Below are 24392 nucleotides of genomic sequence, written 5' to 3' on the forward strand. Positions count from 1 at the left end.
TTCCATCAAGCGCCCACACTTATCGGCTGTTAATTTTTAAAGAGCGTTTCTGCGAGGAACTTCGTGTTTCTCAGCAGCGCTGCGTTTTCAGCAGCAGAGAAGCGAGATTATGAACCGTGTTTCGCAGCTCGTCAACAACTTTTTTACACCATCGTTGCGACTGCGGGGCTCAACTTCCAGGCCAGCTGTGCGCCTCAGACTCCAGCACACCACCCGCCCTGCTTCCCTTCTCCCGCGCCGCGTTTCCGTTAGCGCGAAAGAGGCGTGATTCTAAGCACCCACCCCCATCTACGCAAGCCCTTTGTGAAAATATTTTGAAAAGCCCCCGTGCGCTGACGCGCACGGGGGCTCGGGTACGACCGACCGGGCAATCGCGCCAACAGCCGATACCGACCAGCCGCTGCCCACCTACCTGGGCAGCCCAATCAGCGGTGCTTGAATACCGGCTTCCGTTTTTCGACGAATGCCGCCATCCCTTCCTTCTGGTCTTCGGTCGCGAACAGCGAATGGAACAGCCGACGCTCGAAGTGGACGCCTTCGGCCAGCGTCGTCTCGTACGCGCGGTTCACCGACTCCTTGACCATCATGACCGCCGGCAGCGAAAACTCGGCGATCGTCGCCGCGGCGGCAAGCGCCTCGTCGAGCAGCGTGTCGGCCGGCAGCACGCGCGACACGAGCCCCGCGCGCTCCGCTTCGGCAGCATCCATGAAGCGAGCCGTCAGACACATATCCATCGCCTTCGCTTTCGACACCGCGCGCGGCAAGCGCTGCGTGCCGCCCGCGCCCGGCATGACGCCCAGCTTGATTTCCGGCTGGCCGAACTTGGCTGTGTCCGCCGCGAAGATGATGTCGCACATCATGGCCAGCTCGCAGCCACCGCCCAACGCAAAGCCCGAAACCGCGGCAATGATCGGCTTGCGGATCTCGCGGACCGTCTCCCAGTTGCGCGTGATGTAGTCGCCCCGATAGACATCCATATAGGAGTAGGTCGCCATCATGCCGATGTCCGCGCCGGCGGCGAATGCCTTCTCGCTCCCGGTCACGACGATCGCACCAATGCCATCGTCCGCATCGAACGCTTTCAGCGCGGCGCCCAGTTCATCCATCAGCGCATCGTTCAGCGCATTCAGCGCCTTCGGACGGTTCAGCGTAACCAGCCCGACACGCCCCCGGGTCTCCACCAGGATGTTCTCGTAAGCCATCTATTTCTCCTCGATCAATGAAATGAGAAACGCCTCGCACATGCGAATAGTTTGATGCTACCATTCTCCGACCAACCGGTCGGTTAATTAATCGATCCAACCCCTCTCAACGTCCATCAGGCTGCCGCCATGACCCATGCACTGTTCACGAAGCACGAAGACACGCTGAAACACGCACTCGCCGCCATCGAGAGCCGCGGGTACTGGAGCCCGTTCGCCGAAATGCCGAGCCCCAAAGTGTACGGGGAAAGCGCGAACGCAGATGGCGAAGCCACATTCAAGTCGCACCTCGACAAGACGTTCGCGCTCGACCAGCCGGCGTCCGGAGAAACGGTCGGCGCAGAGCGCTCGCCGTACGGTATTGCACTGGGCATCCGGTATCCGAAGTCGACGCCCGACGAACTAATCGCTGCCGCTGCCGCAGCACAGCGCTCGTGGCGCGAAGCCGGCCCGAGCGCCTGGATCGGCGTCAGCCTCGAAATCCTCGCGCGCCTGAATCGCGCCAGCTTCGAAATCGCCTACAGCGTGATGCACACCACGGGGCAGGCATTCATGATGGCGTTCCAGGCCGGCGGCCCGCACGCCCAAGATCGTGCGCTCGAGGCAGTCGCCTATGCATGGGACGAACTGCGCCGCATCCCGGCTGACGCGCACTGGGAAAAGCCGCAAGGCAAGAACCCGCCGCTCGCGATGCACAAGCGCTACACGATCGTCCCGCGCGGCACCGGGCTCGTGCTCGGCTGCTGCACCTTCCCGACCTGGAACGGCTATCCCGGCCTGTTCGCCGATCTCGCAACCGGCAACACCGTGATCGTCAAGCCGCATCCGGGCGCGATCCTGCCGCTCGCCATCACCGTCCGGATCGCTCGCGACGTGCTGCGCGAAGCCGGTTTCGATCCGAACGTCGTCACGCTCCTCGCGACCGAACCCAACGACGGCGCACTCGTCCAGGATCTCGCGCTGCGCCCCGAGATCAAGCTGATCGACTTCACCGGCAGCACGCAAAACGGCACGTGGCTCGAACGCCATGCCCACCAGGCACAGGTCTATACAGAGAAGGCTGGCGTCAACCAGATCGTGATCGACTCGACCGACGACCTGAAGGCCACCGCAAAGAACATCGCGTTTTCGCTGGCGCTGTACTCCGGCCAGATGTGCACGGCACCGCAGAACATCTACGTGCCGCGCGACGGCATCCGGACGGCGGACGGCCATGCGAGCTTCGACGAGGTCGCACAGGCCATCGCCATTGCCGTGCAAAAACTCACCGGCGACCCGGCACGCTCGGTCGAACTGATCGGCGCAATCCAGAACGAAGGCGTGACCGCACGCATCGACGATGCCCGCCAGCTCGGCCGCGTGCTCGCCGACAGCCTGCCCCTCCAGCACCCTGCGTTCCCTGATGCCCGAGTGCGCACGCCGCTCGTGCTGCAACTCGACGTGGCCGATCGCGAGAAATTCACGCAGGAATGGTTCGGCCCGATCTCGTTCGTGATCGCGACCGACTCGACCGCGCAGTCGCTCGACCTCGCCGGGGAAATCGCGGCGGAACATGGCGCGCTGACCCTCTCCGTCTACAGCACCGACGACGCGATCGTCGACGCCGCCCACGATGCGGCGGTGCGCGGTGGCGTCGCGCTGTCGATCAACCTGACGGGCGGTGTGTTCGTGAACCAGTCGGCAGCGTTCTCGGATTTCCACGGCACGGGCGCGAACCCGGCAGCCAACGCGGCGTTGGCCGACCCGGCGTTCGTCGCCAACCGATTCCGCGTGGTGCAAAGCCGTGTCCATGTTGCGCCGAAAGCAGCACCCATGGAAGCCGGCCAACCGGCATAACCCGAATGGCCGACGTGCAAACGCCGCCACGTTCTCTACCATGAACGAATCCGCCACCCGGCTGGTTCGTTGCTCATCGATACGCCCATGACAGACGCCTATATCTGCGACGCGATTCGCACTCCCATCGGCCGCTACGGCGGCGCCCTGAAAGATGTCCGTGCCGACGACCTCGGTGCGGTGCCGCTCAAGGCGCTCGTCGAGCGCAACCGTGACGTCGACTGGACGGCGACCGACGACGTGATCTACGGCTGCGCGAACCAGGCCGGCGAGGACAACCGCAACGTCGCGCGCATGTCGGCGCTGCTCGCCGGCCTGCCGACCGACGTGCCCGGCACGACGCTGAACCGGCTGTGCGGCTCCGGGATGGACGCGGTCGGCACAGCCGCGCGCGCGATCAAGGCGGGCGAGGCGCGCCTGATGATCGCAGGCGGCGTCGAGAGCATGACGCGTGCGCCGTTCGTGATGGGCAAGGCCACGAGCGCGTTCGCACGCCAGGCCGACATTTTCGACACGACGATCGGCTGGCGCTTCATCAATCCGCTGATGAAACAGCTCTATGGCGTCGATTCGATGCCCGAGACGGCCGAAAACGTCGCGGTCGACTACAACGTCAGCCGCGCCGACCAGGATCTGTTCGCGCTGCGCAGCCAGCAAAAAGCCGCGCGTGCGCAGCAGGACGGTACGCTCGCCGACGAAATCGTTGCTGTCACGATTCCGCAGAAGAAAGGTGATCCGGTGGTGGTTTCGCGCGACGAGCATCCGCGCGAGACATCGCTCGAAGCGCTCGCGAAGCTGAAGGGCGTCGTGCGCCCGGACGGCTCGGTGACGGCCGGCAACGCCTCGGGCGTCAACGACGGTGCGTGCGCGCTACTGCTCGCCAATGCGCAGGCAGCCGACCAGTACGGCCTGCGCCGCCGCGCACGCGTCATCGGCATGGCGACGGCCGGCGTTGCGCCGCGCGTGATGGGCATCGGGCCCGCGCCGGCCACGCAGAAACTGCTGCGCCAACTCGGCATGACCATCGACCAGTTCGACGTGATCGAGCTGAACGAGGCGTTCGCGTCCCAAGGTCTCGCGGTGCTGCGCATGCTCGGCGTCGCCGACGACGATCCGCGCGTGAACCCGAATGGCGGTGCGATCGCACTGGGGCATCCGCTCGGCGCATCGGGCGCCCGGCTCGTGACCACGGCGCTCCACCAACTCGAGCGTACGGGCGGCCGCTTTGCGCTCTGTACGATGTGCATCGGCGTCGGCCAGGGCATCGCACTCGCGATCGAACGCGTGTAACCGACGCACCGCGCGCCTATAACGAAGTCATGAAGGAGACACTGCATGTCCTATCAGGCGATTCAGCTGGAAATCGATCAGGCCTCGAGCGTAGCCACGATTACCCTCAACCGCCCCGACAAGCTGAACAGCTTTACGCGGGCGATGCATCGCGAGCTGCAGTCGGCACTCGATGATGTCGAGGCAGCCGGCGCGCGCGCGCTGATCCTGACAGGTGCGGGGCGCGGCTTCTGCGCGGGCCAGGACCTGGCCGATCTCGACTTCACGCCGGGCGCGTCCACCGATCTCGGCACGCTGATCGACGAGCACTTCAATCCACTGATCCGCCGCCTGCAGCGTCTGCCGATTCCGGTGATCGCCGCCGTCAACGGCACGGCGGCCGGCGCCGGCGCGAATCTCGCGCTCGCCTGCGATCTCGTATTCGCCGCCCGTTCGAGCAGTTTCATCCAGGCCTTCGTCAAGATCGGTCTCGTACCCGATTCGGGCGGTACGTGGTTCCTGCCGCAACGCGTCGGCATGGCACGCGCGCTGGGGCTCGCGCTGACCGGCGACAAGCTCGGGGCCGAACAGGCCGAGCAATGGGGCTTGATCTGGCGCGCCGTCGACGACGACACGCTCGCTGCATCAGCCCGCCAGCTTGCCACCCAGCTCGCACAGCAGCCGACGCTCGCGATCGCATCGATCAAGCAGTCGATGCGTGCCAGCGTCACGAACACGCTCGACCAGCAACTCGACATGGAACGCGACCTGCAGCGCACGCTCGGCCAGTCGCACGACTACGCAGAAGGCGTGAAGGCATTCATCGAGAAGCGCGCGCCGCGCTTCGAGGGGCGTTGACATGACAAACGCCACTGCCACGCTCGACTCCGATGCGCTCGCCCGCGCTACCGCGCGAGCCATGTACGACGCCGACGCATGCAGCCGTGCGTTCGGGATGGAAATCGCCGAAGTCCGCGCCGGCTACGCGCGCCTGCAGATGCGCGTGCGGCCCGAATTCCTTAACGGGCATCAGACCTGCCATGGCGGAATCATTTTCACGCTGGCCGATTCGACGTTCGCGTTCGCGTGCAACTCGTACAACGTGAATACCGTCGCGGCCGGCTGCTCGATCGAATTCCTGCGCCCCGTGCACGGCGATGACGTACTGACGGCCGAGGCGATCGAGCAGGCGCGCGCCGGCCGCCAAGGCATCTACGACATCCGCGTCACGAACCAGACCGGCGAAACCGTCGCGATGTTTCGCGGCAAATCCGCCCAGATCAAGGGCACGGTCATCCCGGAAGACCGCTGACGTCGACGGCTCGCGCATAACAAACACTGGAGACATGCATGACTACCCCGCTACCGCTCGAGCCGATCGAGACCGCCTCACGCGACGAGCTGACCGCGCTGCAGCTCGAGCGCCTCAAGTGGTCGCTCCGGCATGCGTATGACCACTCCCCCGTCTATCGTCGCAAGTTCGACGACGCGGGTGTCCATCCGGACGACCTGAAGACGCTCGCCGACCTGTCGCGCTTCCCGTTCACGACGAAGAGCGACCTGCGCGACAGTTACCCGTTCGGGATGTTCGCGGTGCCGCAGGACCAGATCTCGCGCATTCATGCGTCGTCGGGCACGACCGGCAAGCCGACGGTCGTCGGCTATACGGCCGGTGACATCGACACATGGGCGAATCTCGTCGCGCGCTCGATCCGCGCCGCCGGTGCGCGCCGCGGCGACAAGGTGCACGTCAGCTATGGCTACGGCCTGTTCACGGGCGGGCTCGGCGCGCACTACGGCGCCGAACGCGCGGGGCTGACCGTGATCCCATTCGGTGGCGGCCAGACCGAGAAGCAGGTGCAGCTGATCCAGGATTTCCGGCCCGACATCATCATGGTGACGCCGAGCTACATGCTGTCGATCGCCGACGAAATCGAGCGGCAGGGTCTCGATCCCGTGCAGAGTTCGCTGCGCATCGGCATCTTCGGCGCGGAACCCTGGACCAACGACATGCGCGTCGCGATCGAGCAGCGGATGGGCATCGATGCGGTCGACATTTATGGGCTATCCGAAGTAATGGGCCCCGGCGTCGCGTCCGAATGCGTCGAGACCAAGGACGGTCCAACCATCTGGGAAGACCACTTCTATCCGGAAATCATCGATCCCGAAACCGGCGAAGTGCTTCCGGACGGCGAACTCGGCGAGCTCGTGTTCACGTCGCTGACGAAGGAGGCGCTGCCGATCGTCCGCTACCGGACCCGCGACCTCACGCGGCTGTTGCCCGGTACTGCCCGTACGATGCGCCGGATGGAGAAGATCACCGGGCGCTCGGACGACATGATGATCGTGCGCGGCGTCAACGTGTTCCCGACGCAAATCGAGGAGCAGTTGCTCAAGCAGCGCGCGCTCGCCCCGCACTATCAGATCGTGCTGACGAAGGAAGGCCCGCTCGACGTGATGACGCTCAATGTCGAACCTTGCCCCGAGACCGCGCCCGATACGGCGGCGATCCATGCGGCAAAACAGGCGCTCGCCTACGACATCAAGTCGCTGATCGGCGTGACGGCCGTGATCAACGTGCTGCCCGTGAACGGGATCGAGCGGTCGGTCGGCAAGGCGCGACGCGTCGTCGACAAGCGCAAGGGCTGACGAAAATCGCTGCGCGTCAATTACGCGCGGCGAATCCGTGGCTGCAAATGAAACAGCCCGATCGGCCAACGCCGATCGGGCTGTTTCATGTCGGGACGCCTTTAGGCACCCGCCGACGCGACAAGCGCATCACGAAAGCTGACACCGCACGTGCGCCCTCACGATCAGAGCGACGTGCCCCACGCACATCGCCGCTTCCACGAATGCTGCAGCCCCGAGAAACCCCGAGCACCCGCACCGCGTCACATTACGAATTCGGGAACAGCAGCCACATCCGGCCGACCTGCTTCATCCGCCCGGCCTGATCGCCTGCGTCGTCACCGAGCCCCCAGAAATAGTCGGCCCGCACGCCCCCCTTGATCGCTGAGCCCGTATCCTGCGCGAACACGAGCCGGTTCATCGGCGTATTCGTCAGCGGGCGCGTGGTCTGCAGGAACACCGGCGTGCCAAGCGGGATCGACGACGGATCGACGGCGATCGAGCGCTCCGGCGTCAGCGGTACGCCCAGTGCACCGATCGGGCCGTCCGCGCCGCCGTGCGGTGCGTCTTCCTTGGTCGGCATGTCGCGGAAGAACACGAACCGCGGGTTCGTGTCGAGCAACGCGTCGACGCGGGTCGGGTTCGCCTTCGCCCACGCCTTGATGCCCTGCATCGTCGCCTGGGCGGGCGTCAGCTCGCCACGATCGAGCAGCCACTTGCCGATCGAGCGGTACGGCTGGTTGTTGGTGCCGCCGAAGCCGACCCGCATCACCGAACCGTCGTCGAGCAGCACGCGCCCCGAGCCCTGCACCTGCAGGAAGAACGCTTCGATCGGGTCGTCGACCCACACGAGTTCGTTGCCGTTCAGGATGCCGGCGCGTTCGAGCTGCGCGCGTGCCGGCAGCGCGGCGCCTGCGCGATAACCGGCCGGCCAGCGGTAGAGCGCGTACTGATACGGACCGCGACGCACGCGCGAACCGTGCAGCAGCGGCTCGTAATAGCCGGTCACGAGCCCGTCGAGCGTACCGTCGGTGTTCGCAAGCTGGAACGGCGTGAAATACGTTTCGAAGAACGTGCGTGCACTGCTGACGTCGAGTTCGTCGAGCCGGTCGGCGGCCGCGCAGGCGCGTGCCCAGGCCGGCTGGCGCGCGAGCCGCACGCAGTTCTGCCGCAACGCGGCGGTTGCGCCGAGCAGCGAATCGTCCTGCCAGCCCGGCACCTGCTGCCACGCGACCGGCGTGAGCCGCTTCGCGGCGACCTGACCCGGCACGATCGCCGCGCCGGTCGGCGGCTTCAGCGATGAAGTGCGCGTCGGCGCGCCACCGCACGCTGCAAGGAGCGCCGCTGCCGCAGCAGCCGCAACCCACCCGGCCACCCGGGGCCCAAACCACATACAATGTCCGTTCTTGATGGAAACCGCCATGTCAGATTTTCTCGACCAATATCCGATGCTCATCTTCGCGCTCGAAGCCTTCGTAGCGCTCGCCCTGCTGATCTTCATCGTCGTGTGGACGTCGTCGGGCAGAAAAAAGCACACCCGCAAGCCGCGCTAACACCCTGACGCGCTCCGCACGCTCAATGCAGCGTGCGCGGCATGTGCAGAGCGAACTCGTCGACCGGCGCCTCGAAACGCTCGCCGTCCTCCGCCACGCAGAAGTACGCGCCACGCATCGTGCCGACCGGCGTCGCGATCACGGCCCAGCTCGTGTACTCGAAGTGCTCGCCCGGCTGCAGCAGCGGCTGGTGCCCGACGACGCCAAGCCCCTTCACTTCCTGCACGTGGTTCTCGCTGTCCGTGATGATCCAGTGACGCGCGATCAGTTGCGCCGCGACCTGTCCCGTATTGCGGATCGTCAGCGTGTACGCGAATGCGTATTGACGGCGATCGGGGTCGGATTGTTCCGGCAAGTAGCTGGTTTTCACCGAAACGGTGAACTGATACTGACTCATGGTGTTTCCGCTGGAAGATGACTGCCCGTGCCGGCATGGGCAACGGGCCGCGGGCGCGCCGCATTGGTTCGGCATTCTATGCGCAATCCGGCCTCGACCGCACGGCCTGCCGCCGCGCACCGGGTCGCCGGACGGTAGAATGGCGGTTTTGCGCCGCAACGTCCCCGCTCCCCTGCCATGACCCAATTCCGCATCGCTCCCAGCATCCTGTCGGCCGATTTCGCACGGCTCGGCGAAGAAGTCCGCAACGTGGTCGCCGCCGGCGCCGACTGGATCCACTTCGACGTGATGGACAACCATTACGTGCCGAACCTGACCATCGGCCCGCTCGTCTGCGAAGCGATCCGCCCGCACGTCCAGGTGCCGATCGACGTGCACCTGATGGTACGCCCGGTCGACCGGATCGTGCCTGATTTTGCGAAAGCCGGTGCAAACCTGATCAGCTTCCACCCGGAAGGATCCGATCACATCGACCGCACGCTGTCGCTGATCCGCGACCACGGTTGCAAGGCCGGCCTCGTGTTCAACCCGGCCACGCCGCTGAACTACCTCGACCACGTGATGGATCGCCTCGACTTCGTGCTGCTGATGTCGGTCAACCCGGGCTTCGGCGGCCAGTCGTTCATTCCGGAAACGCTGAACAAGCTGCGCGAAGCACGCGCACGGATCGACGCGTACACCGAGCGCACCGGCCGCGAGATCCTGCTCGAGGTCGACGGCGGCGTGAAGACCGACAACATCGCGGAAATCGCGGCGGCCGGCGCCGACACCTTCGTCGCGGGTTCGGCGATCTTCGGCAAGCCGGACTACCGCAAGGTGATCGACGAGATGCGCGCCGCGCTCGCTACCGTCGAGCGGAGCTGACGCCGTGGCCGACTCGTCGCTCGCCGGCCAAGCGCCGGCCGGGGCCGCACCAGAGGCCGCCCCGATCCGCTTCGCCACGCCGCGCATCGACGCAGCGCTGATCGATCTCGACGGCACCATGGTCGATACGGCCGACGATTTCACGGCCGGCCTGAACGGGATGCTCGCGCAGCTCGGCGCGCCGGCCACGTCGCGCGACGAGGTGATCGGCTATGTCGGCAAGGGCTCCGAACACCTGATCCAGAGCGTGCTGAAGCCGCGCTTCGCGGCCGACGAGGCGCACGCCCGCTTCGACGACGCGCTGGCGATCTACCAGACCGAGTACGCGAAGATCAACGGCCGCCACACGCGCCTCTACCCGGACGTGGCCGCCGGTCTCGACGCGCTGCGCGCAGCCAGCATCCGGCTCGCGTGCGTGACGAACAAGCCGCATCGCTTCGCGGTCGAGCTGCTCGAGCAGTACGGGCTGGCCGATTGCTTCGGCATCGTGCTCGGCGGCGACAGCGTCGCGCGCAAGAAGCCGGATCCGCTGCCGATGCTGACGGCCTGCAACGCGCTCGGCGTCGCACCGGATGCGGCAGTCGCGATCGGCGACTCGGAAAACGATGCGCTGGCAGGCCGCGCGGCCGGGATGGCGACGCTGACGGTGCCGTACGGCTACAACCATGGCAAAGCTATACAAACGATAAATTCGGATGGTATAGTCGATTCGTTGCTGGTCGCAGCTCGCGCGATCTCCGCGCACAACGCCGGCCGGCCAACCCTCTGATTATTTCTTCCATCTGCATGTTTCTGAATAAAAAACGGAGTCTGAGCAGCATCGACCGGGGAGCCTGGCCCTGGCGTCGCTGGTCGCGCTAACCTCTTCGATGAGGTACGCTGAAGCACGTCTTCAGCGCCGTTTTTTATCTCGCTGCGCATCCGCGCGCCGATCGTCGCACCACCTCGAGTTCTACCGCGTCAGAACGCTTGCGTTCAGGCTCGGCCGCAGGCTCGCGACGTTCACGCCCGGAGTGCCGGCCGGCAACAGGCACTTCTCGATCGACCGCCCTTTCGCCGACGGCAACCCGCGCAGCGTCAAGTGATCCCTGGCGCACGCGCCGCTCGTCCCGAACAGGACCGGAACATGACCGAACTCGAATTTCAATCGCTCGCGAACGAAGGCTACAACCGCATCCCGCTGATCGCGGAAGCCCTCGCCGATCTCGAAACGCCGCTGTCCCTCTACCTGAAGCTGGCCCAGCCCGAACGCTCCGGCGCCAACTCGTTCCTGCTCGAATCGGTGGTCGGCGGCGAACGCTTCGGCCGCTATTCGTTCATCGGCCTGCCCGCCCGTACGCTCGTGCGGACCCGCAACGGCGTGTCGGAAGTCGTGCGCGACGGCGAAGTCGTCGAGACGCACGACGGCGACCCGTTCCAGTTCATCGAATCGTTCCAGGCGCGCTTCAAGGTGGCGCAGCGCCCGGGCCTGCCGCGCTTCTGCGGCGGTCTCGCCGGCTACTTCGGCTACGACGCGGTGCGCTACATCGAGAAGAAGCTCGCGAATACCGCGCCGCGCGACGACCTCGGCCTGCCCGACATCCAGTTGCTGCTGACCGAGGAAGTCGCGGTCATCGACAACCTCGCCGGCAAGCTGTACCTGATCATCTACGCGGACCCGAGCCAGGCCGAAGCCTATACGAAGGCGAAACAGCGCCTGCGCGAACTGAAGCAGCGCCTGCGCACGACCGTGCAGCCGCCGGTCACGTCGGCGAGCGTGCGCACCGAGACGTTCCGCGAATTCAAGAAGGACGACTACCTGGCCGCCGTGCGCCAGGCGAAGGAATACATCGCGGCCGGCGAGCTGATGCAGATCCAGGTCGGCCAGCGTCTGACGAAACCGTACCGCGACAATCCGCTGTCGCTGTATCGCGCGCTGCGTTCGCTGAACCCGTCGCCGTACATGTACTACTACAACTTCGGCGATTTCCACGTGGTCGGCGCATCGCCGGAAATCCTCGTGCGCCAGGAAAAGCGCGGTGAAGACCAGATCGTCACGATCCGGCCGCTCGCCGGCACGCGCCCGCGCGGCAACACGCCGGAGCGCGATGCGGAACTCGCGACCGAGCTGCTCAACGATCCGAAGGAGATCGCCGAGCACGTGATGCTGATCGACCTCGCGCGCAACGACGTCGGCCGCATCGCGGAAATCGGCTCGGTGCACGTGACCGACCAGATGGTCATCGAGAAATACTCGCACGTGCAGCACATCGTCAGCTCGGTCGAAGGCAAGCTGAAGCCCGGCATGACGAACTACGACGTGCTGCGCGCGACGTTCCCGGCCGGCACACTGTCCGGCGCGCCGAAGGTCCGCGCGATGGAACTGATCGACGAACTCGAGCCGGTCAAGCGCGGGCTGTACGGCGGCGCCGTCGGCTACCTGTCGTTCTCGGGCGAGATGGATCTCGCGATCGCGATCCGCACGGGCCTGATCCACAACGGCAACCTGTACGTGCAAGCGGCGGCCGGCGTCGTCGCGGATTCGGTGCCCGAATCCGAATGGCAAGAGACCGAAAACAAGGCGCGCGCTGTGCTGCGTGCGGCCGAACAGGTCCAGGACGGCCTCGATAGCGACTTCTGACTGGAGACTGACCATGCTGCTCATGATCGACAATTACGACTCGTTTACCTACAACCTGGTCCAGTACTTCGGCGAACTCGGCGAGGACGTGCGCACCTACCGCAACGACGAAATCACGCTCGACGAAATCGCGAGCCTGAATCCCGATGCGATCTGCCTGTCGCCCGGCCCGAGCAACCCGCAGCACGCGGGCATCACGCTCGACGTGCTGAAGGAATTCGCAGGCAAGAAGCCGATCCTCGGCGTCTGCCTCGGCCATCAGGCGATCGGCGAGGCCTTCGGCGGCCGCGTCGTGCGCGCGAAGACCATCATGCACGGCAAGGTGAGCAAGATCGAAACCGACTGCCGCGGCGTATTCGCCGACCTGCCGAAGCATTTCGACGTCACGCGCTATCACTCGCTCGCGATCGAGCGCGAATCGCTGCCCGACTGCCTCGAGGTGTCCGCCTGGACCGACGACGGCGAAATCATGGGCGTGCGCCACAAGACGCTGCCGATCGAAGGCGTGCAGTTCCACCCGGAATCGATCCTGTCCGAGCATGGCCACGCACTGCTCGAGAATTTCCTGAAGCAGGCACGCGCCGCGGCCGCGCAAGCCGCCTGACGGGAGCCTCACGATGACGATTACCCCGCAGGAAGCGCTGCAGCGCACGATCGAACACCGCGAAATCTTCCACGACGAGATGCTGCACCTGATGCGGCTCATCATGCGCGGCGACATGTCGCCCGTGATGGCGGCCGCGATCATCACCGGGCTGCGCGTGAAGAAGGAGACGATCGGCGAGATCGCCGCCGCCGCGACCGTGATGCGCGAATTCGCGAACCACGTCGAGGTGCAGGACAACTCGAACTTCGTCGACATCGTCGGCACCGGCGGCGACGGCTCGCACACGTTCAACATCTCGACCGCGTCGATGTTCGTCACGGCCGCGGCCGGCGCGAAAGTCGCGAAGCACGGCAACCGCGGCGTATCGAGCAAGTCCGGCAGCGCCGACGTGCTCGAGGCGCTCGGCGTGAACATCGACCTGCAGTCCGACCAGGTTGCCGCGTCGATCGCCGAAACGGGCATGGGCTTCATGTTCGCGCCGAACCATCACCCGGCGATGAAGAACATCGCGGCCGTGCGCCGCGAACTCGGCGTGCGCACGATCTTCAACATCCTCGGCCCGCTGACCAACCCGGCCGGCGCGCCGAACCAGCTGATGGGCGTGTTCCACCCCGACCTCGTCGGCATCCAGGTGCGCGTGATGCAGCGCCTGGGCGCGCAGCACGTGCTGGTCGTGTACGGCAAGGACGGGATGGACGAGGTATCGCTCGGCGCGGCAACGCTCGTCGGCGAGCTGCGCGACGGCAAGGTGCACGAATACGAGATCCATCCGGAAGACTTCGGCCTGCAGATGGTGTCGAACCGCACGCTGAAGGTGGAAAATGCCGACGAATCGCGCACGATGCTGCTCGGCGCGCTGGACAACCAGCCGGGCGTCGCACGCGAGATCGTCACGCTGAACGCCGGCACCGCGCTCTATGCGGCGAACGTCGCCGAGTCGATCGCGGACGGCATCCAGCTGGCCCGCGAAGCGATCGCGAGCGGCAAGGCCCGCGCGAAAGTCGACGAACTCGTTCGCTTCACGCAGCAGTTCAAGCGCTGACTCCCCTTACGAATCAAGCAGGAATCCACATGAGCGACATTCTCGACCGAATCATCGCCGTCAAGCGCGAAGAAATCGCGGCGGCCATGCGCAGCGCGCCGCTCGAGGCGCTGAAACTGGAAGCATCCGCGCGCGACCTGCGCGACTTCGTCGGCGCACTGCGTGCGAAGCATGCGGCCGGCCACGCGGCCGTGATTTCCGAAATCAAGAAAGCGAGCCCGTCGAAGGGCGTGCTGCGCGAGCATTTCGTGCCGGCCGACATCGCGCGCTCGTATGCTGCGCACGGTGCCGCGTGTCTGTCGGTGCTGACCGACGAGCAGTTCTTCCAGGGCAGCGTCCGCTATCTCGAAGAAGCGCGCGCGGCCTGCACGCTGCCGGTGCTGCGCAAGGACTTCATCGTCGACGCGTACCAGATCATGGAAGCACGCGCGATGGGCGCCGACGCGATCCTGCTGATCGCCGCCGCGCTCGACACGCCGCTGATGCAGGATCTCGAAGCGTATGCGCACTCGCTCGGTCTCGCAGTGCTGGTCGAGGTACACGACCGCAACGAGATGGAACAGGCGCTGACGCTCAAGACGCCGCTGCTCGGCATCAATAACCGCAACCTGCGCACGTTCGAGACGTCGATCCAGACCACGCTCGACATGCTCGACATGATTCCGGCGGACCGCATCGTCGTGACCGAATCGGGCATCCTTTCGCGCACCGACGTCGACACGATGCGTGCGGCAAACGTGAACACGTTCCTCGTCGGCGAGGCGTTCATGCGCGCCGAGCAGCCGGGCGAGGAACTCGCACGGATGTTCTTCTGATGGCGATCGAAAAGGAAATCAAGCTCGCGCTGCCGGCCGGCCAGGCCGACGCCGCACGACGCTTCTTCGAGACGCTGACCGGCGAACCCGGTCGCGATATCACGCTCGCGAACGTCTATTACGACACGCCCGATCTCGCGCTGGCCCGCTCGAAAAGTGCGGTGCGCGTGCGCCGCACGCCGGACGGCTGGCTGCAGACGTTCAAGACGGTCGGCAGCGCGGAAGGCGGCCTGCACAGCCGCCACGAGTGGGAGCTGCCGGTCGCCGGCGATGCGCTCGAGATCGACGCGCTCGTCGCGGCCTGCGACGTGCCGGAAGCCGCCGCCGCGCTGAATGACGCGGCCGGCACGCTGTCGGCGCTGTTTCGCACGGATTTTTCGCGTACGCTGTGGCGCATCGCAATCGGCGGCGCAACGGTCGAAGCCGCGGTGGACCTCGGCGAGATCGTCGTCCAGGCGGAACACGAAACGCGCCGCGAACCGATCAGCGAAATCGAACTCGAACTGATCGACGGCCTGGAGGCGGCGCTCGCAACGCTCGCCGCCGAATTGCAGCAAGCGCTGCCGGGCCTCGTTCCCGAAAACATCAGCAAGGCGCAGCGCGGCTACCGGCTGCGCGCGCAATAACCCGCATCACGCATGGCAACCCGCAAGACTTCCCGCGCGCCGCAACAGGCGTCGCTGTTCGACGATCCCGTGCCGGAAACGGCACCGGCCGATATTCCGTCCCCGGCGCCCGAAGCGCCCGCGGCCGGACGCAAGCCCGCAAAGAAAGCCGCGGCTCCGGCTGCGGCCCCGGCTGCACCGCAGCCCGTTGCCGCCGACGTTCCGCACCTCGCCGCGCAATTCGACGCGCTGCCGTCCGTCTGGCGCGACGTGCTGAAACCCTTTACCGACAGCGACGCGTACGCGCCGCTGTGCCGCTTCGTCGATGACGAGCGTGCCGCCGGCAAGACGGTCTACCCGACCGACGTATTCCGCGCGCTGCGCCTGACGAGCCCGGACGACGTCAAAGTCGTGATCCTCGGCCAGGATCCGTACCACGGCGACGATCGCGGCACGCCGCAGGCGCACGGGCTCGCGTTCTCGGTACCGCCGGCCGTGCGCACGCCGCCGTCGCTGCGCAACATCTTCAAGGAAATCGCCGCGAACTTCGGCCACGACACGCCGCGCCACGGCTGTCTCGACACCTGGGCGCGCCAGGGCGTGCTGCTGCTCAACACGGTGCTGACGGTCGAGCGCGGGGCCGCCGCGAGCCATGCGAAGCGCGGCTGGGAGCAGTGCACGGACACGCTGATCCGCGAACTCGCCGGCCGCCATCAGGGGCTCGTCTTCATGCTGTGGGGCGCCCATGCGCAGGCGAAGCGTGCGCTGTTCGACGCCAGCGCGCATCGCGTGCTCGAGGCGCCGCATCCGTCGCCGCTGTCCGCGCACCGCGGCTTCCTCGGCTGCCGCCATTTCGCGCTCGCGAACGACTTTCTGGTCGAGGCAGGCCGCGAACCGATCGACTGGCGCCTGCCGGAAGTGGCGGAAACGCTCGCCTGACCGCCGCGCCGCCGATTCTTTCGGCCGCGCCAGCCGGCATGCAAAAACGCCGCGCCCCTTTCGGGACGCGGCGTTTTTTTATCGGGCGATACGGCGGGTGCGGGCGCACCCGCTTCGACCTTACGCGGCGGCGATCGCTTCGCGTGCGCCGGCCAGCGCTGCGCTTTGCGCATCCGCGCCGAGGTTCAGGCCTTCCGCGAAGATGAAGTTCACGTCGGTCATGCCGACGAAGCCGAGGAACGTGCGCAGGTACGGGGTCTGGCTGTCGTTCGGCGTACCGGCATACTTGCCGCCACGGGCCGTCACCACGTGAACCTTCTTGCCCTTGATCAGGCCTTCCGGACCGTTCTCGGTGTAGCGGAACGTGACGCCTGCACGTGCGATCCAGTCGAAGTACGTCTTCAGTTGCGACGAGATGCCGAAGTTGTACATCGGTGCGCCGATCACGATGATGTCGGCGGCTTGCAGTTCGGCGATCAGTGCATCGCTCTTCGCGACGATCGCATTCTGTTCCGCGGTGCGCTTGTCGGCCGGCGTGAAGAACGCGCCGAGCACCGATTCGTCGAGGTGCGGCAGCGCATCGGCCAGCAGGTCGCGAACCACGACATTCGCGCCGGGGTTCGATTGTTGCAGCTTTGCCGTCAGTTCGTTGGCCAGCAGCGTGGATTGCGCACCTTGCGAACGCGCGGCGGAATTGATTTGCAGAATGGTCGTCATGTCAGGCTCCAGTAGGGTTGCGCTTGGGTAGCGCGAGTGACGCCATTGTGCGTGGCCGCATGACCGCGAAAAAGCGGGTTCAGGGCGACGGATTGTTGCAGCAGCAGAACAATCGTTGATCGCGCCCCGATACCCGCTTCAGACCGCTCACCCCTTCAGCCAGGCCTCCCGGGCCTTCGAGACCGCAGCCGGCTTCGCGGCCGCCGTCAGCCGGTAGCGCGTGACTTCCGGGCCGTCGAGCTTCAGTTTCGCGGTGCGCAGCTCGTCGCGCCGGAAGGCGTGAACCTCGACCTTGTCACCCGGCCGGTAGCGCGCGAGCAACGCATCGAGGTTGGTGCCCGTGACGCGCAGCCCGTCGACCGCGATCAGCGTGTCGCCGGCCGACAGCCCCGCGCGATGTGTGGCGCCGCCTTCGTAGACGGCCGCGAACGTGCAGTCCGCGCCGCCGCGCAGGCGCGCGCCGATCGTCGGCTTCGCGGTCGCGCCGTTCGCGACATCGGGCGCGAGCGTCACGCCGAATGGTGCGAGCAGTTCGGCGAGCGGCAGGTCGCGCGTGCCGTGCACGGCATCGGCGAACAGGCGGCCGAGCGCGACGCCCGTCGCCTCTTCGATCAGCGCCTCGACTTCGTTCTCCTCGACGCCCGCCTGCTTGCCGCGGTAGAAATCGCGGCCGTAGCGCTGCCACAGCAGGCGCATCACGTCGTCGAGCGACTTCCTGTTGCGCGTCTGCGCGCGGATTGCGAGATCGAAGGCGAGCGCGACGAGCGAGCCCTTCGTGTAGTAGCTGACGATCGCGTTGGTCGCATTCTCGTCCTGGCGGTAGTACTTGATCCACGCATCGAACGAGCTTTCGGCGACGCTCTGCTTCAGGCGCCCCGTGCCGCGCAGCACGCCGCCGACCGTGCGGCCGAGCGCCGCGAAATATTCGTCCTGCGACATCAGGCCGCTGCGCACCAGCATCAGGTCGTCGTAATACGACGTGAAGCCTTCGAACAGCCACAGCAGCGACGTGTAGTTTTCCTTCGACAGGTCGTACGGCACGAACGCCGCGGGCTTGATGCGCTTCACGTTCCACGTATGGAAGTACTCGTGGCTGCAGAGCCCGAGATACGTGCGATAGCCTTCCGTCGTTTCGGGCCGCCCCTTTACCGGCAGGTCGGTGCGGTTGCAGATCAGCGCGGTCGACGCGCGATGCTCGAGGCCGCCGTAGCCGTCGCTGACCGCCAGCGTCATGAACACGTAGCGGTCCATCGGCGCTTTCTTCGATTTCGGCTCGAACAGCGCGATCTGCGCTTCGCATACGCGCTTCAGGTCGCTGCGCAGGCGCTCCAGGTCGAGCTGCGTCACGCGCCCCGCGATCACGATGTCGTGCGGCACGCCGTGCGCGTCGAACGTCGCGAGCGCGAATTCGCCGATCGTCACCGGATGGTCGGAGAGCTCGTCATAGTTCGATGCGCGGTACGCACCGAACCCGTAGCGCTTGGTGCCGCGCCCCTCGGGCAGCGACGTACCGACGCGCCACGCGCGGAACGCCGCACCGGCCGGCTTCGCGATGTCGACTTCACATGGCGCGTCCTCGCGGCCCGCGACGCTCAGGAACACGGCCGTCGCGTTGAAGAAGCCGCCCGTTTCGTCGAGATACGCGGAGCGCACCGACAGGTCCCACGCATACACGTCGTAGCGCAGCGTCAGCGCACCGTTCACGGGTGCGGCCTGCCACGTGTGCTTGTCGGTCTTCGCGATCCGCACCTTGCGGCCCGCGTCGTTGAAGGCGCCGAGCGTCACGATGTTGCGCGCGAACTCGCGCACGAGGTAGCTGCCCGGAATCCATACTGGCAACGAAAAGCGCTGGCCTTCGGGATCGGGATCGGCGACCGTCACCGACACTTCGAACAGGTGCGCGGCAAGATCTTTCGGGACAATCGAATAGCGGATCGGCTGGGTCATCGTGGCAATCGGTCGAATACGGCGGCGAAAACGAAGAGAGGCGCCGGCAGATCATGCGGGCGCCCCTCGCTGGCCGGGTCATGCGGCCCGGCGTGTGATCGGTTACTTGCTCGAGGCGAGCGCCTGGTTGAGCTGGTCGGCCGACACGGCGCCCGGCAGGCGGCGGCCGTCCGGCAGGAAGATCGTCGGCGTGCCCGTGACGTTCATCCCGCGGCCGAGCGCGAGGTTCTTGTCGAGCGCGGTCGTATCGCAGGTACCGGCGCCGGACGGCGCGCGGTGGTCGAGCATCCAGCCCTCCCACGTTTTCGCGCGGTCGGTCGCACACCAGATCGCCTTCGACTTCGCGGTCGAATCCGGCGACAGAACCGGGTACAGGAACGTGTAGACGGTCACGTTGTCGACCGACTGCAGCGTCGTCTCGAGCTTCTTGCAATACGGGCAGTTCGGATCGGAGAACACCGCGATCTTGCGGGCGCCGTTGCCCTTGACGACCTTGATCGCATTCGCGAACGGCAGGCTTGCGAAATCGATCTTGTTGATTTCGGACAGGCGCGCGTCGGTCAGGTTCTTGTGCGTCTTGGTGTCGACGAGATCGCCGAGCAGCACGTAGTCGCCTGCCGCATCGCTATAGATGATCTGCGAGCCGAGGTTCACTTCGTAAAGGCCCGCGACCGGCGCTTTCGACACGCTCTTGATCGGCGCGTCGCTGCCGAGGCGGGCCTGCAGCGTCGCTTTCAGCTTGTCGGTGGTCTGGTCGGCCTGCGCGGTGCAGCCAAGCGTCGCCATCGTGACGGCCAGCGCCAGCGACGCGATGCGGATCGTTTTTTTCATTGAAATCTTCCTTCAGCTCAATCGGTGTGCACGGCACAGTGTACGCCGTAACGGAACCGTGTCCGACCGGCGAAGCGGCCGAAGGTTCGATCGATCAGCCGAGCGCGGCCGACACGAGCCAGCGCTTTACCAGCGGCTGCGCGCCGACGAAGGCCATGCCCGCATTGCGCACGGCCTTCGCGAGCGAGCCCGGCACCGCGAACAGCCGCTGCAGCCCGTCGGTCGCGACCATCAGCGCGCGGATGTCCTCGCGGCGCGAACGCTCGTAGCGGCGCAGCAGCACCGTATCGCCGAGGTTGCGGAAGCTTTCCTTGCCCGCGATCGCGTCGGCAAGCGCCGCGACGTCGCGCAAGCCGAGGTTCATCCCCTGCCCCGCGAGCGGGTGGATCAGGTGCGCGGCATCGCCGACGAGCGCGACGCGCGGTGCGATCAGCTTGTCGACCGTCTGCAGCGCCAGCGGGAAGCCGGCAGCCGGCGTCACGCAGTCGAGCGTGCCGACCTGGCCGTGCGACACGCGCTCGACCTCGGCCGCGAGCTGCGCCGGATCGAGTGCGAGCAATTCGTCAGCATGCGCGGTGTGCGCGGACCAGACGAGCGATACATGGCCGTCCGGCAGTGGCAGCAGCGCGACGATCTCGCCTTCGTGGAACCACTGGTAAGCGGTCTCGCGGTGCGGCAGCGACGCCTTGAAGTTCGCGACGACGCCGGTTTGCCGGTAGTCGCGCCGCTCGACCTTGGCCCCCATTTGCGAGCGCACCCACGAATGCGCGCCGTCCGCGCCGACGACGAGGTCCGCTTCCAGCACCTGCCCCGACGACAGCGTGAGCACGGCCGCGTCGTCGCGCACGTCGAAACCCTGTGCGCGTGCATCGAACCACGTCAGATTCGGCTGGAACCGCAGCGCGGCGTCGAGCGACGCCTCGACCAGCGACGATTCGGCGATCCATGCGAGTTGCGGCACGGACGCCTGGTACGCGGAGAAATGCAGTTCCGCGTGCGCATCGCCGTACACGCGCATGTCGTAGACCGGTGCGAGCCGGCTGTGATCGAGCGCCTGCCAGACCCGCAGCCGCTCGAGCAAGGCCTGCGAACTGGAGGACAGTGCGTAGACGCGCGTGTCGAATGCGAGATCGGCGGGGCGCGGCGTGGCCGGCTGGGCGAGCAGGGCTGTCTTGTAGCCGGACTGGGTCAGCGCGAGCGCGGCCGTCTTGCCGACGAGCCCGCCGCCGACCACGGCGACGTCGAAGGTGTGGTGGGCAGTCATGGCGGGCATTATAGCCGCGGGGCCAAACCCTTACGCGGCAGGACTTTGCGGGAAATCAGCAGAATCGCAGGCCGATGCGGCAGCGCGGCGGCCCGCCGCAGCGGCCATTCGGCGCGAGCCCGGAATCCGGGGCGTCGGCACGGTACAATAGCGCCTTTGACCGTCGGCCCGCCGCGCCTCAAGCGCCGGCCGCCCTTTTTTCCCGCGCCGCCGTGCCCTGTCCGGCCGCGCCGCCTTACCCGTCCGAAGGATTCCATGAGTCTCAAATGCGGCATCGTCGGCTTGCCCAACGTCGGCAAGTCCACCCTGTTCAATGCGCTGACCAAGGCCGGCATCGCCGCCGAGAACTACCCGTTCTGCACGATCGAGCCGAACGTCGGCATCGTCGAAGTGCCCGATACGCGCCTGAAGGCGCTCTCCGAGATCGTCAAGCCGGAGCGTGTCGTGCCGGCCGTCGTCGAATTCGTCGACATCGCGGGCCTCGTCGCGGGCGCGAGCAAGGGTGAAGGCCTCGGCAACCAGTTCCTCGCGAACATCCGCGAAACCGACGCGATCACGCACGTCGTGCGCTGCTTCGAGGACGAGAACGTCATTCACGTCGCCGGCAAGGTCAGCCCGATCGACGACATCGAAGTGATCAACACCGAACTCGCCCTCGCCGACCTCGGCACCGTCGAAAAGGCGCTCACGCGCTATTCGAAGGCTGCGAAGTCGGGCAACGACAAGGAAGCGGCGAAGCTCGTCTCGGTGCTCGAAAAGGTGCGCGCGCAGCTCGACCAGGGCAAGGCCGTGCGCGGCCTCGCGCTGTCGGATGACGAAGAGGCGCTGCTGAAGCCGTTCTGCCTGATCACCGCGAAGCCGGCGATGTACGTGGCCAACGTGAAGGACGACGGTTTCGAGAACAACCCGCACCTCGACGCGGTCCGCAAGTACGCGGAAAGCGAGAATGCGCCGGTCGTGGCCGTGTGCGCGGCAATCGAGGCGGAAATCGCCGATCTCGACGATGCGGACAAGGAAGCGTTCCTCGCCGACATGGGCATGGAAGAGCCGGGCCTCGACCGCGTGATCCGCGCGGGGTTCAAGCTACTCGGCCTGCAAACTTACTTCACCGCCGGCGTGAAGGAAGTGCGCGCGTGGACGATCCATATCGGCGACACGGCGCCGCAGGCAGCCGGCGTGATCCACACCGACTTCGAGCGCGGCTTCATCCGCGCGCAGACGATCGCGTTCGACGACTACGTCACCTACAAGGGCGAGCAAGGCGCGAAGGAAGCCGGCAAGATGCGCGCGGAAGGGAAGGAATATGTCGTGCACGACGGCGACGTGATGAACTTCCTGTTCAACGTCTGACAGCTGCATTGGCCGATGCCATGCGATATGCATGGCATCGCGCAACGCGTGCTGCGGCACGAAAAACAAATGGCCCGACCGGCAAACGCCGATCGGGCCATTTTTCGTGACGCGGGCTTTCCGCCCGCCATCACTTCACGCCATCACGTCGCCGACACGCGCCGCCCTTCACTCGCCTGTGCATCGCGACCACGCTTGTTCAGCCACGACGCCAGCAGCACGATCAGCGCCAGCACGGCCGTCGCACCCACTTCCATCCGGTGATCCTCGCTCACGAGCATCACGGTCAGCGTGCCGCAGATGAACAGGATCACCGCCCACGTGAGCCACGGGAACAACCACATCCGCAGCGTCAGGTCCGCGCCGGTCGATTCGAGCGTCTTGCGCATCCGCAGCTGCGAGATCGCGATCACGAGATACACGAGCAGCGCGATCGCGCCTGACGTCGCCAGCAGGAAGCCGAACACCTGTTCCGGCATCAGGTAGTTCGCGATCACGGTCACGAAACCGAACGCGGTCGACGCGAGCACGGCCGCGCGCGGCGTGCCGGTCGCATCGGTGCGGTGCAGGAACGCGGGCGCATCCTTGCGCTTGGACAGCGAGAACAGCATCCGCGACGCGGTGTACAGCGCCGAATTCAGGCAGCTCGCGACCGACACGAGCACGATCACGTCGATGATCGCCTTCGCGTTCGGGATGCCGATCAGCTCCATCGCGCGCTGATACGAGCCGTGCTTCGGCAGCAGCGGGTCGTTCCACGGCACGATGGCCGCGACGACGAGAATCGAGCCGAGATAGAACAAGGTGATACGCCAGATCACCGAATTCGTCGCGCGCACGATCTGGCGTTGCGGGTTGTCCGATTCGGCGGCCGCGATCGTCACGATCTCGGTGCCGAGGAACGAGAACATCGTCGTCAGCATCGCCGCGAGCACCGCGCCGGCGCCGTGCGGCATGAAGCCGTCATGCACGAACAGGTTCGACACGCCCGATACGGCCGGCGCCGGGATGATGCCCACGATCGCCGCACCGCCGATGCACAGGAACACGACGATCGCGACGACCTTGATCAGCGCGAACCAGAATTCGAATTCACCGTAGTTCTTGACCGAGAAGAGATTGGTGACCGTCAGCACCAGCGTGATGCCGAGCGCGAAGATCCAGGTTGCAACGCCGGGGAACCATGCATTGAGAATGGTCGCGGCGGCGGTCGCCTCGATCGGAATCACCAGTACCCAGAACCACCAGTACAGCCAGCCGATCGAGAAACCGGCCCAGTGGCCGATCGCGCGATCGGCATAGGTGGAGAACGACCCGCTGTCCGGATGGGCGACTGCCATCTCGCCGAGCATGCGCATCACGAGCACGACCAGCACCCCCGCGATCGCATACGCGAGGATCGACGCCGGGCCGGCTTCCGCGATGGCGTGGCCGGAGCCGACGAACAGGCCCGCGCCGATCACGCCGGCAATCGACATCATTGTCACGTGCCGCTGCTTCAGGCCAGTACCGAGGCCTGTGTTGCTTCCACTCATCTGTCTCTCTCCAAAAAACGGTTCCGGTATGGCCGGGTATCGCGTGAAGGCAGCACGGGGGATTGTGGTTCTTGAGCCGGCCCGGATGCGGCGCCTGCATGGGTGGCAGGCGCGCAGCCGGATCGGGGGCCGTTCCGGAACGGTGCGCGACGCAGTCTGCGAAGCTGCGGGTGCGATGCGGCGCGCAGGGCGCCGGCGCATCGCATGCGCCCTTTCCGTCGGCTTTCGTCAGCTGCCTTCGAAGCGAAGGAGTGTAAGCATCAAACGGTTCTTCACTAAGAACCAATTGAAGAATTTCGATGGAACCACTTGTTGCATCGACATCGATCGATGCAACGCTTGTACCGTTCGTGGCGACTCGCGAGCGCGCC

23 protein-coding genes are annotated in these 24392 nt (G+C 66.1%); 15 read left to right on the top strand and 8 right to left on the bottom strand.

Features of this window, described 5'->3' with window-relative positions; translation table 11 throughout:
• Positions 1–425: 425 nt before the first annotated feature.
• A complete protein-coding gene (locus tag F3J15_RS25465; RefSeq protein ID WP_069247041.1) occupies positions 426–1202 on the bottom strand; it encodes an enoyl-CoA hydratase in 777 nt (258 codons plus the stop codon).
• A 129-nt stretch (positions 1203–1331) separates the two neighbouring features.
• On the opposite strand from F3J15_RS25465, the gene paaN reads away from it, so the two are divergent.
• The 5 genes from paaN (at position 1332) to paaK (ending at position 6956) form a co-directional block, all read left to right on the top strand.
• Positions 1332–3038: a phenylacetic acid degradation protein PaaN gene (gene paaN, locus F3J15_RS25470; RefSeq protein WP_166894785.1), complete on the top strand. Its 1707-nt coding sequence runs from the start codon at positions 1332–1334 to the stop codon at positions 3036–3038.
• An 87-nt stretch (positions 3039–3125) separates the two neighbouring features.
• Positions 3126–4328 carry a 3-oxoadipyl-CoA thiolase gene (pcaF, locus tag F3J15_RS25475; protein ID WP_166894787.1) on the top strand — a complete coding sequence of 401 codons (1203 nt, stop codon included), beginning with the start codon at positions 3126–3128 and terminating at the stop codon, positions 4326–4328.
• Between the two features lie 45 nt (positions 4329–4373).
• Positions 4374–5165, top strand: a complete 792-nt coding sequence (gene paaG, locus F3J15_RS25480) for a 2-(1,2-epoxy-1,2-dihydrophenyl)acetyl-CoA isomerase PaaG (protein ID WP_166894789.1) — start codon at positions 4374–4376, stop codon at positions 5163–5165.
• Position 5166: 1 nt separating this feature from the next.
• The gene (paaI, locus tag F3J15_RS25485) at positions 5167–5619 is read left to right on the top strand and encodes a hydroxyphenylacetyl-CoA thioesterase PaaI (protein ID WP_166894791.1); all 453 of its coding nucleotides are present in this window, start codon (positions 5167–5169) and stop codon (positions 5617–5619) included.
• Between the two features lie 38 nt (positions 5620–5657).
• A complete protein-coding gene (paaK, locus tag F3J15_RS25490) occupies positions 5658–6956 on the top strand; it encodes a phenylacetate--CoA ligase PaaK (protein WP_069247036.1) in 1299 nt (432 codons plus the stop codon).
• Between the two features lie 247 nt (positions 6957–7203).
• On the opposite strand, the gene F3J15_RS25495 is transcribed toward paaK, so the two are convergent.
• A complete protein-coding gene (locus F3J15_RS25495; RefSeq protein ID WP_226275398.1) occupies positions 7204–8328 on the bottom strand; it encodes an MltA domain-containing protein in 1125 nt (374 codons plus the stop codon).
• Between the two features lie 28 nt (positions 8329–8356).
• Between F3J15_RS25495 and F3J15_RS38145 the strand changes: the two genes are divergently transcribed.
• Positions 8357–8488: a hypothetical protein gene (locus tag F3J15_RS38145; protein WP_256940834.1), complete on the top strand. Its 132-nt coding sequence runs from the start codon at positions 8357–8359 to the stop codon at positions 8486–8488.
• A 22-nt stretch (positions 8489–8510) separates the two neighbouring features.
• Here the strand turns inward: F3J15_RS38145 and apaG are convergent, their stop codons facing one another.
• Positions 8511–8885: a Co2+/Mg2+ efflux protein ApaG gene (apaG, locus tag F3J15_RS25500; protein ID WP_011350820.1), complete on the bottom strand. Its 375-nt coding sequence runs from the start codon at positions 8883–8885 to the stop codon at positions 8511–8513.
• Between the two features lie 177 nt (positions 8886–9062).
• On the opposite strand from apaG, the gene rpe reads away from it, so the two are divergent.
• From rpe to F3J15_RS25540, 8 genes are all read left to right on the top strand, one after another.
• Positions 9063–9749: a ribulose-phosphate 3-epimerase gene (rpe, locus tag F3J15_RS25505; protein WP_011883156.1), complete on the top strand. Its 687-nt coding sequence runs from the start codon at positions 9063–9065 to the stop codon at positions 9747–9749.
• A gap of 4 nt (positions 9750–9753) precedes the next feature.
• The gene (locus F3J15_RS25510) at positions 9754–10518 is read left to right on the top strand and encodes a phosphoglycolate phosphatase (protein ID WP_166894793.1); all 765 of its coding nucleotides are present in this window, start codon (positions 9754–9756) and stop codon (positions 10516–10518) included.
• 357 nt (positions 10519–10875) lie between these two features.
• Positions 10876–12369: an anthranilate synthase component I gene (trpE, locus tag F3J15_RS25515; protein ID WP_089424397.1), complete on the top strand. Its 1494-nt coding sequence runs from the start codon at positions 10876–10878 to the stop codon at positions 12367–12369.
• A 13-nt stretch (positions 12370–12382) separates the two neighbouring features.
• On the top strand, positions 12383–12973 hold the full coding sequence (locus tag F3J15_RS25520) for an aminodeoxychorismate/anthranilate synthase component II (RefSeq protein WP_046544855.1): 591 nt from the start codon (positions 12383–12385) through the stop codon (positions 12971–12973).
• A gap of 13 nt (positions 12974–12986) precedes the next feature.
• Positions 12987–14018, top strand: coding sequence for an anthranilate phosphoribosyltransferase (gene trpD / locus F3J15_RS25525; protein WP_043191545.1), 1032 nt, complete (start codon positions 12987–12989; stop codon positions 14016–14018).
• Between the two features lie 29 nt (positions 14019–14047).
• Entirely contained in the window at positions 14048–14833 is a 786-nt protein-coding gene (gene trpC / locus F3J15_RS25530) for an indole-3-glycerol phosphate synthase TrpC (protein ID WP_166894794.1), read from the top strand.
• Complete coding sequence (locus F3J15_RS25535; RefSeq protein ID WP_166894795.1) at positions 14833–15459, top strand: CYTH domain-containing protein; 627 nt, start codon at positions 14833–14835, stop codon at positions 15457–15459. The genes trpC and F3J15_RS25535 overlap by 1 nt, the downstream gene beginning before the upstream one ends.
• Before the next feature lie 12 nt (positions 15460–15471).
• Entirely contained in the window at positions 15472–16377 is a 906-nt protein-coding gene (locus F3J15_RS25540) for a uracil-DNA glycosylase (protein ID WP_166894796.1), read from the top strand.
• A gap of 120 nt (positions 16378–16497) precedes the next feature.
• On the opposite strand, the gene F3J15_RS25545 is transcribed toward F3J15_RS25540, so the two are convergent.
• The 4 genes from F3J15_RS25545 to F3J15_RS25560 form a co-directional block, all read right to left on the bottom strand.
• Entirely contained in the window at positions 16498–17094 is a 597-nt protein-coding gene (locus tag F3J15_RS25545; protein ID WP_039362334.1) for an NAD(P)H-dependent oxidoreductase, read from the bottom strand.
• A gap of 147 nt (positions 17095–17241) precedes the next feature.
• Entirely contained in the window at positions 17242–19041 is a 1800-nt protein-coding gene (locus F3J15_RS25550) for a PDZ domain-containing protein (RefSeq protein WP_166894797.1), read from the bottom strand.
• A gap of 102 nt (positions 19042–19143) precedes the next feature.
• Entirely contained in the window at positions 19144–19872 is a 729-nt protein-coding gene (locus tag F3J15_RS25555) for a DsbC family protein (protein WP_039362328.1), read from the bottom strand.
• A gap of 94 nt (positions 19873–19966) precedes the next feature.
• Positions 19967–21145, bottom strand: a complete 1179-nt coding sequence (locus F3J15_RS25560; RefSeq protein ID WP_089424390.1) for a UbiH/UbiF family hydroxylase — start codon at positions 21143–21145, stop codon at positions 19967–19969.
• A 246-nt stretch (positions 21146–21391) separates the two neighbouring features.
• Between F3J15_RS25560 and ychF the strand changes: the two genes are divergently transcribed.
• A complete protein-coding gene (ychF, locus tag F3J15_RS25565) occupies positions 21392–22486 on the top strand; it encodes a redox-regulated ATPase YchF (RefSeq protein ID WP_089444877.1) in 1095 nt (364 codons plus the stop codon).
• A 143-nt stretch (positions 22487–22629) separates the two neighbouring features.
• Here the strand turns inward: ychF and gabP are convergent, their stop codons facing one another.
• On the bottom strand, positions 22630–24021 hold the full coding sequence (gene gabP / locus F3J15_RS25570; RefSeq protein WP_166894798.1) for a GABA permease: 1392 nt from the start codon (positions 24019–24021) through the stop codon (positions 22630–22632).
• Positions 24022–24392: the final 371 nt, after the last annotated feature.

This window comes from Burkholderia sp. Ap-955, from assembly GCF_011753045.1.
Taxonomy (GTDB): Bacteria; Pseudomonadota; Gammaproteobacteria; order Burkholderiales; family Burkholderiaceae; genus Burkholderia; species Burkholderia lata_D.

Coding starts and splice junctions, on each gene's coding strand:
- trpD (WP_043191545.1), top strand. CDS start 12,987: ATGACGATTACCCCGCAGGAAGCGCTGCAGCGCACGATCGAACACCGC.
- trpE (WP_089424397.1), top strand. CDS start 10,876: ATGACCGAACTCGAATTTCAATCGCTCGCGAACGAAGGCTACAACCGC.
- F3J15_RS25520 (WP_046544855.1), top strand. CDS start 12,383: ATGCTGCTCATGATCGACAATTACGACTCGTTTACCTACAACCTGGTC.
- paaG (WP_166894789.1), top strand. CDS start 4,374: ATGTCCTATCAGGCGATTCAGCTGGAAATCGATCAGGCCTCGAGCGTA.
- F3J15_RS25540 (WP_166894796.1), top strand. CDS start 15,472: ATGGCAACCCGCAAGACTTCCCGCGCGCCGCAACAGGCGTCGCTGTTC.
- F3J15_RS25545 (WP_039362334.1), bottom strand. CDS start 17,094: ATGACGACCATTCTGCAAATCAATTCCGCCGCGCGTTCGCAAGGTGCG.
- F3J15_RS25560 (WP_089424390.1), bottom strand. CDS start 21,145: ATGCCCGCCATGACTGCCCACCACACCTTCGACGTCGCCGTGGTCGGC.
- paaN (WP_166894785.1), top strand. CDS start 1,332: ATGACCCATGCACTGTTCACGAAGCACGAAGACACGCTGAAACACGCA.
- trpC (WP_166894794.1), top strand. CDS start 14,048: ATGAGCGACATTCTCGACCGAATCATCGCCGTCAAGCGCGAAGAAATC.
- paaI (WP_166894791.1), top strand. CDS start 5,167: ATGACAAACGCCACTGCCACGCTCGACTCCGATGCGCTCGCCCGCGCT.
- F3J15_RS25555 (WP_039362328.1), bottom strand. CDS start 19,872: ATGAAAAAAACGATCCGCATCGCGTCGCTGGCGCTGGCCGTCACGATG.
- rpe (WP_011883156.1), top strand. CDS start 9,063: ATGACCCAATTCCGCATCGCTCCCAGCATCCTGTCGGCCGATTTCGCA.
- F3J15_RS25535 (WP_166894795.1), top strand. CDS start 14,833: ATGGCGATCGAAAAGGAAATCAAGCTCGCGCTGCCGGCCGGCCAGGCC.
- F3J15_RS25465 (WP_069247041.1), bottom strand. CDS start 1,202: ATGGCTTACGAGAACATCCTGGTGGAGACCCGGGGGCGTGTCGGGCTG.
- pcaF (WP_166894787.1), top strand. CDS start 3,126: ATGACAGACGCCTATATCTGCGACGCGATTCGCACTCCCATCGGCCGC.
- apaG (WP_011350820.1), bottom strand. CDS start 8,885: ATGAGTCAGTATCAGTTCACCGTTTCGGTGAAAACCAGCTACTTGCCG.
- F3J15_RS38145 (WP_256940834.1), top strand. CDS start 8,357: ATGTCAGATTTTCTCGACCAATATCCGATGCTCATCTTCGCGCTCGAA.
- gabP (WP_166894798.1), bottom strand. CDS start 24,021: ATGAGTGGAAGCAACACAGGCCTCGGTACTGGCCTGAAGCAGCGGCAC.
- F3J15_RS25495 (WP_226275398.1), bottom strand. CDS start 8,328: ATGTGGTTTGGGCCCCGGGTGGCCGGGTGGGTTGCGGCTGCTGCGGCA.
- paaK (WP_069247036.1), top strand. CDS start 5,658: ATGACTACCCCGCTACCGCTCGAGCCGATCGAGACCGCCTCACGCGAC.
- ychF (WP_089444877.1), top strand. CDS start 21,392: ATGAGTCTCAAATGCGGCATCGTCGGCTTGCCCAACGTCGGCAAGTCC.
- F3J15_RS25550 (WP_166894797.1), bottom strand. CDS start 19,041: ATGACCCAGCCGATCCGCTATTCGATTGTCCCGAAAGATCTTGCCGCG.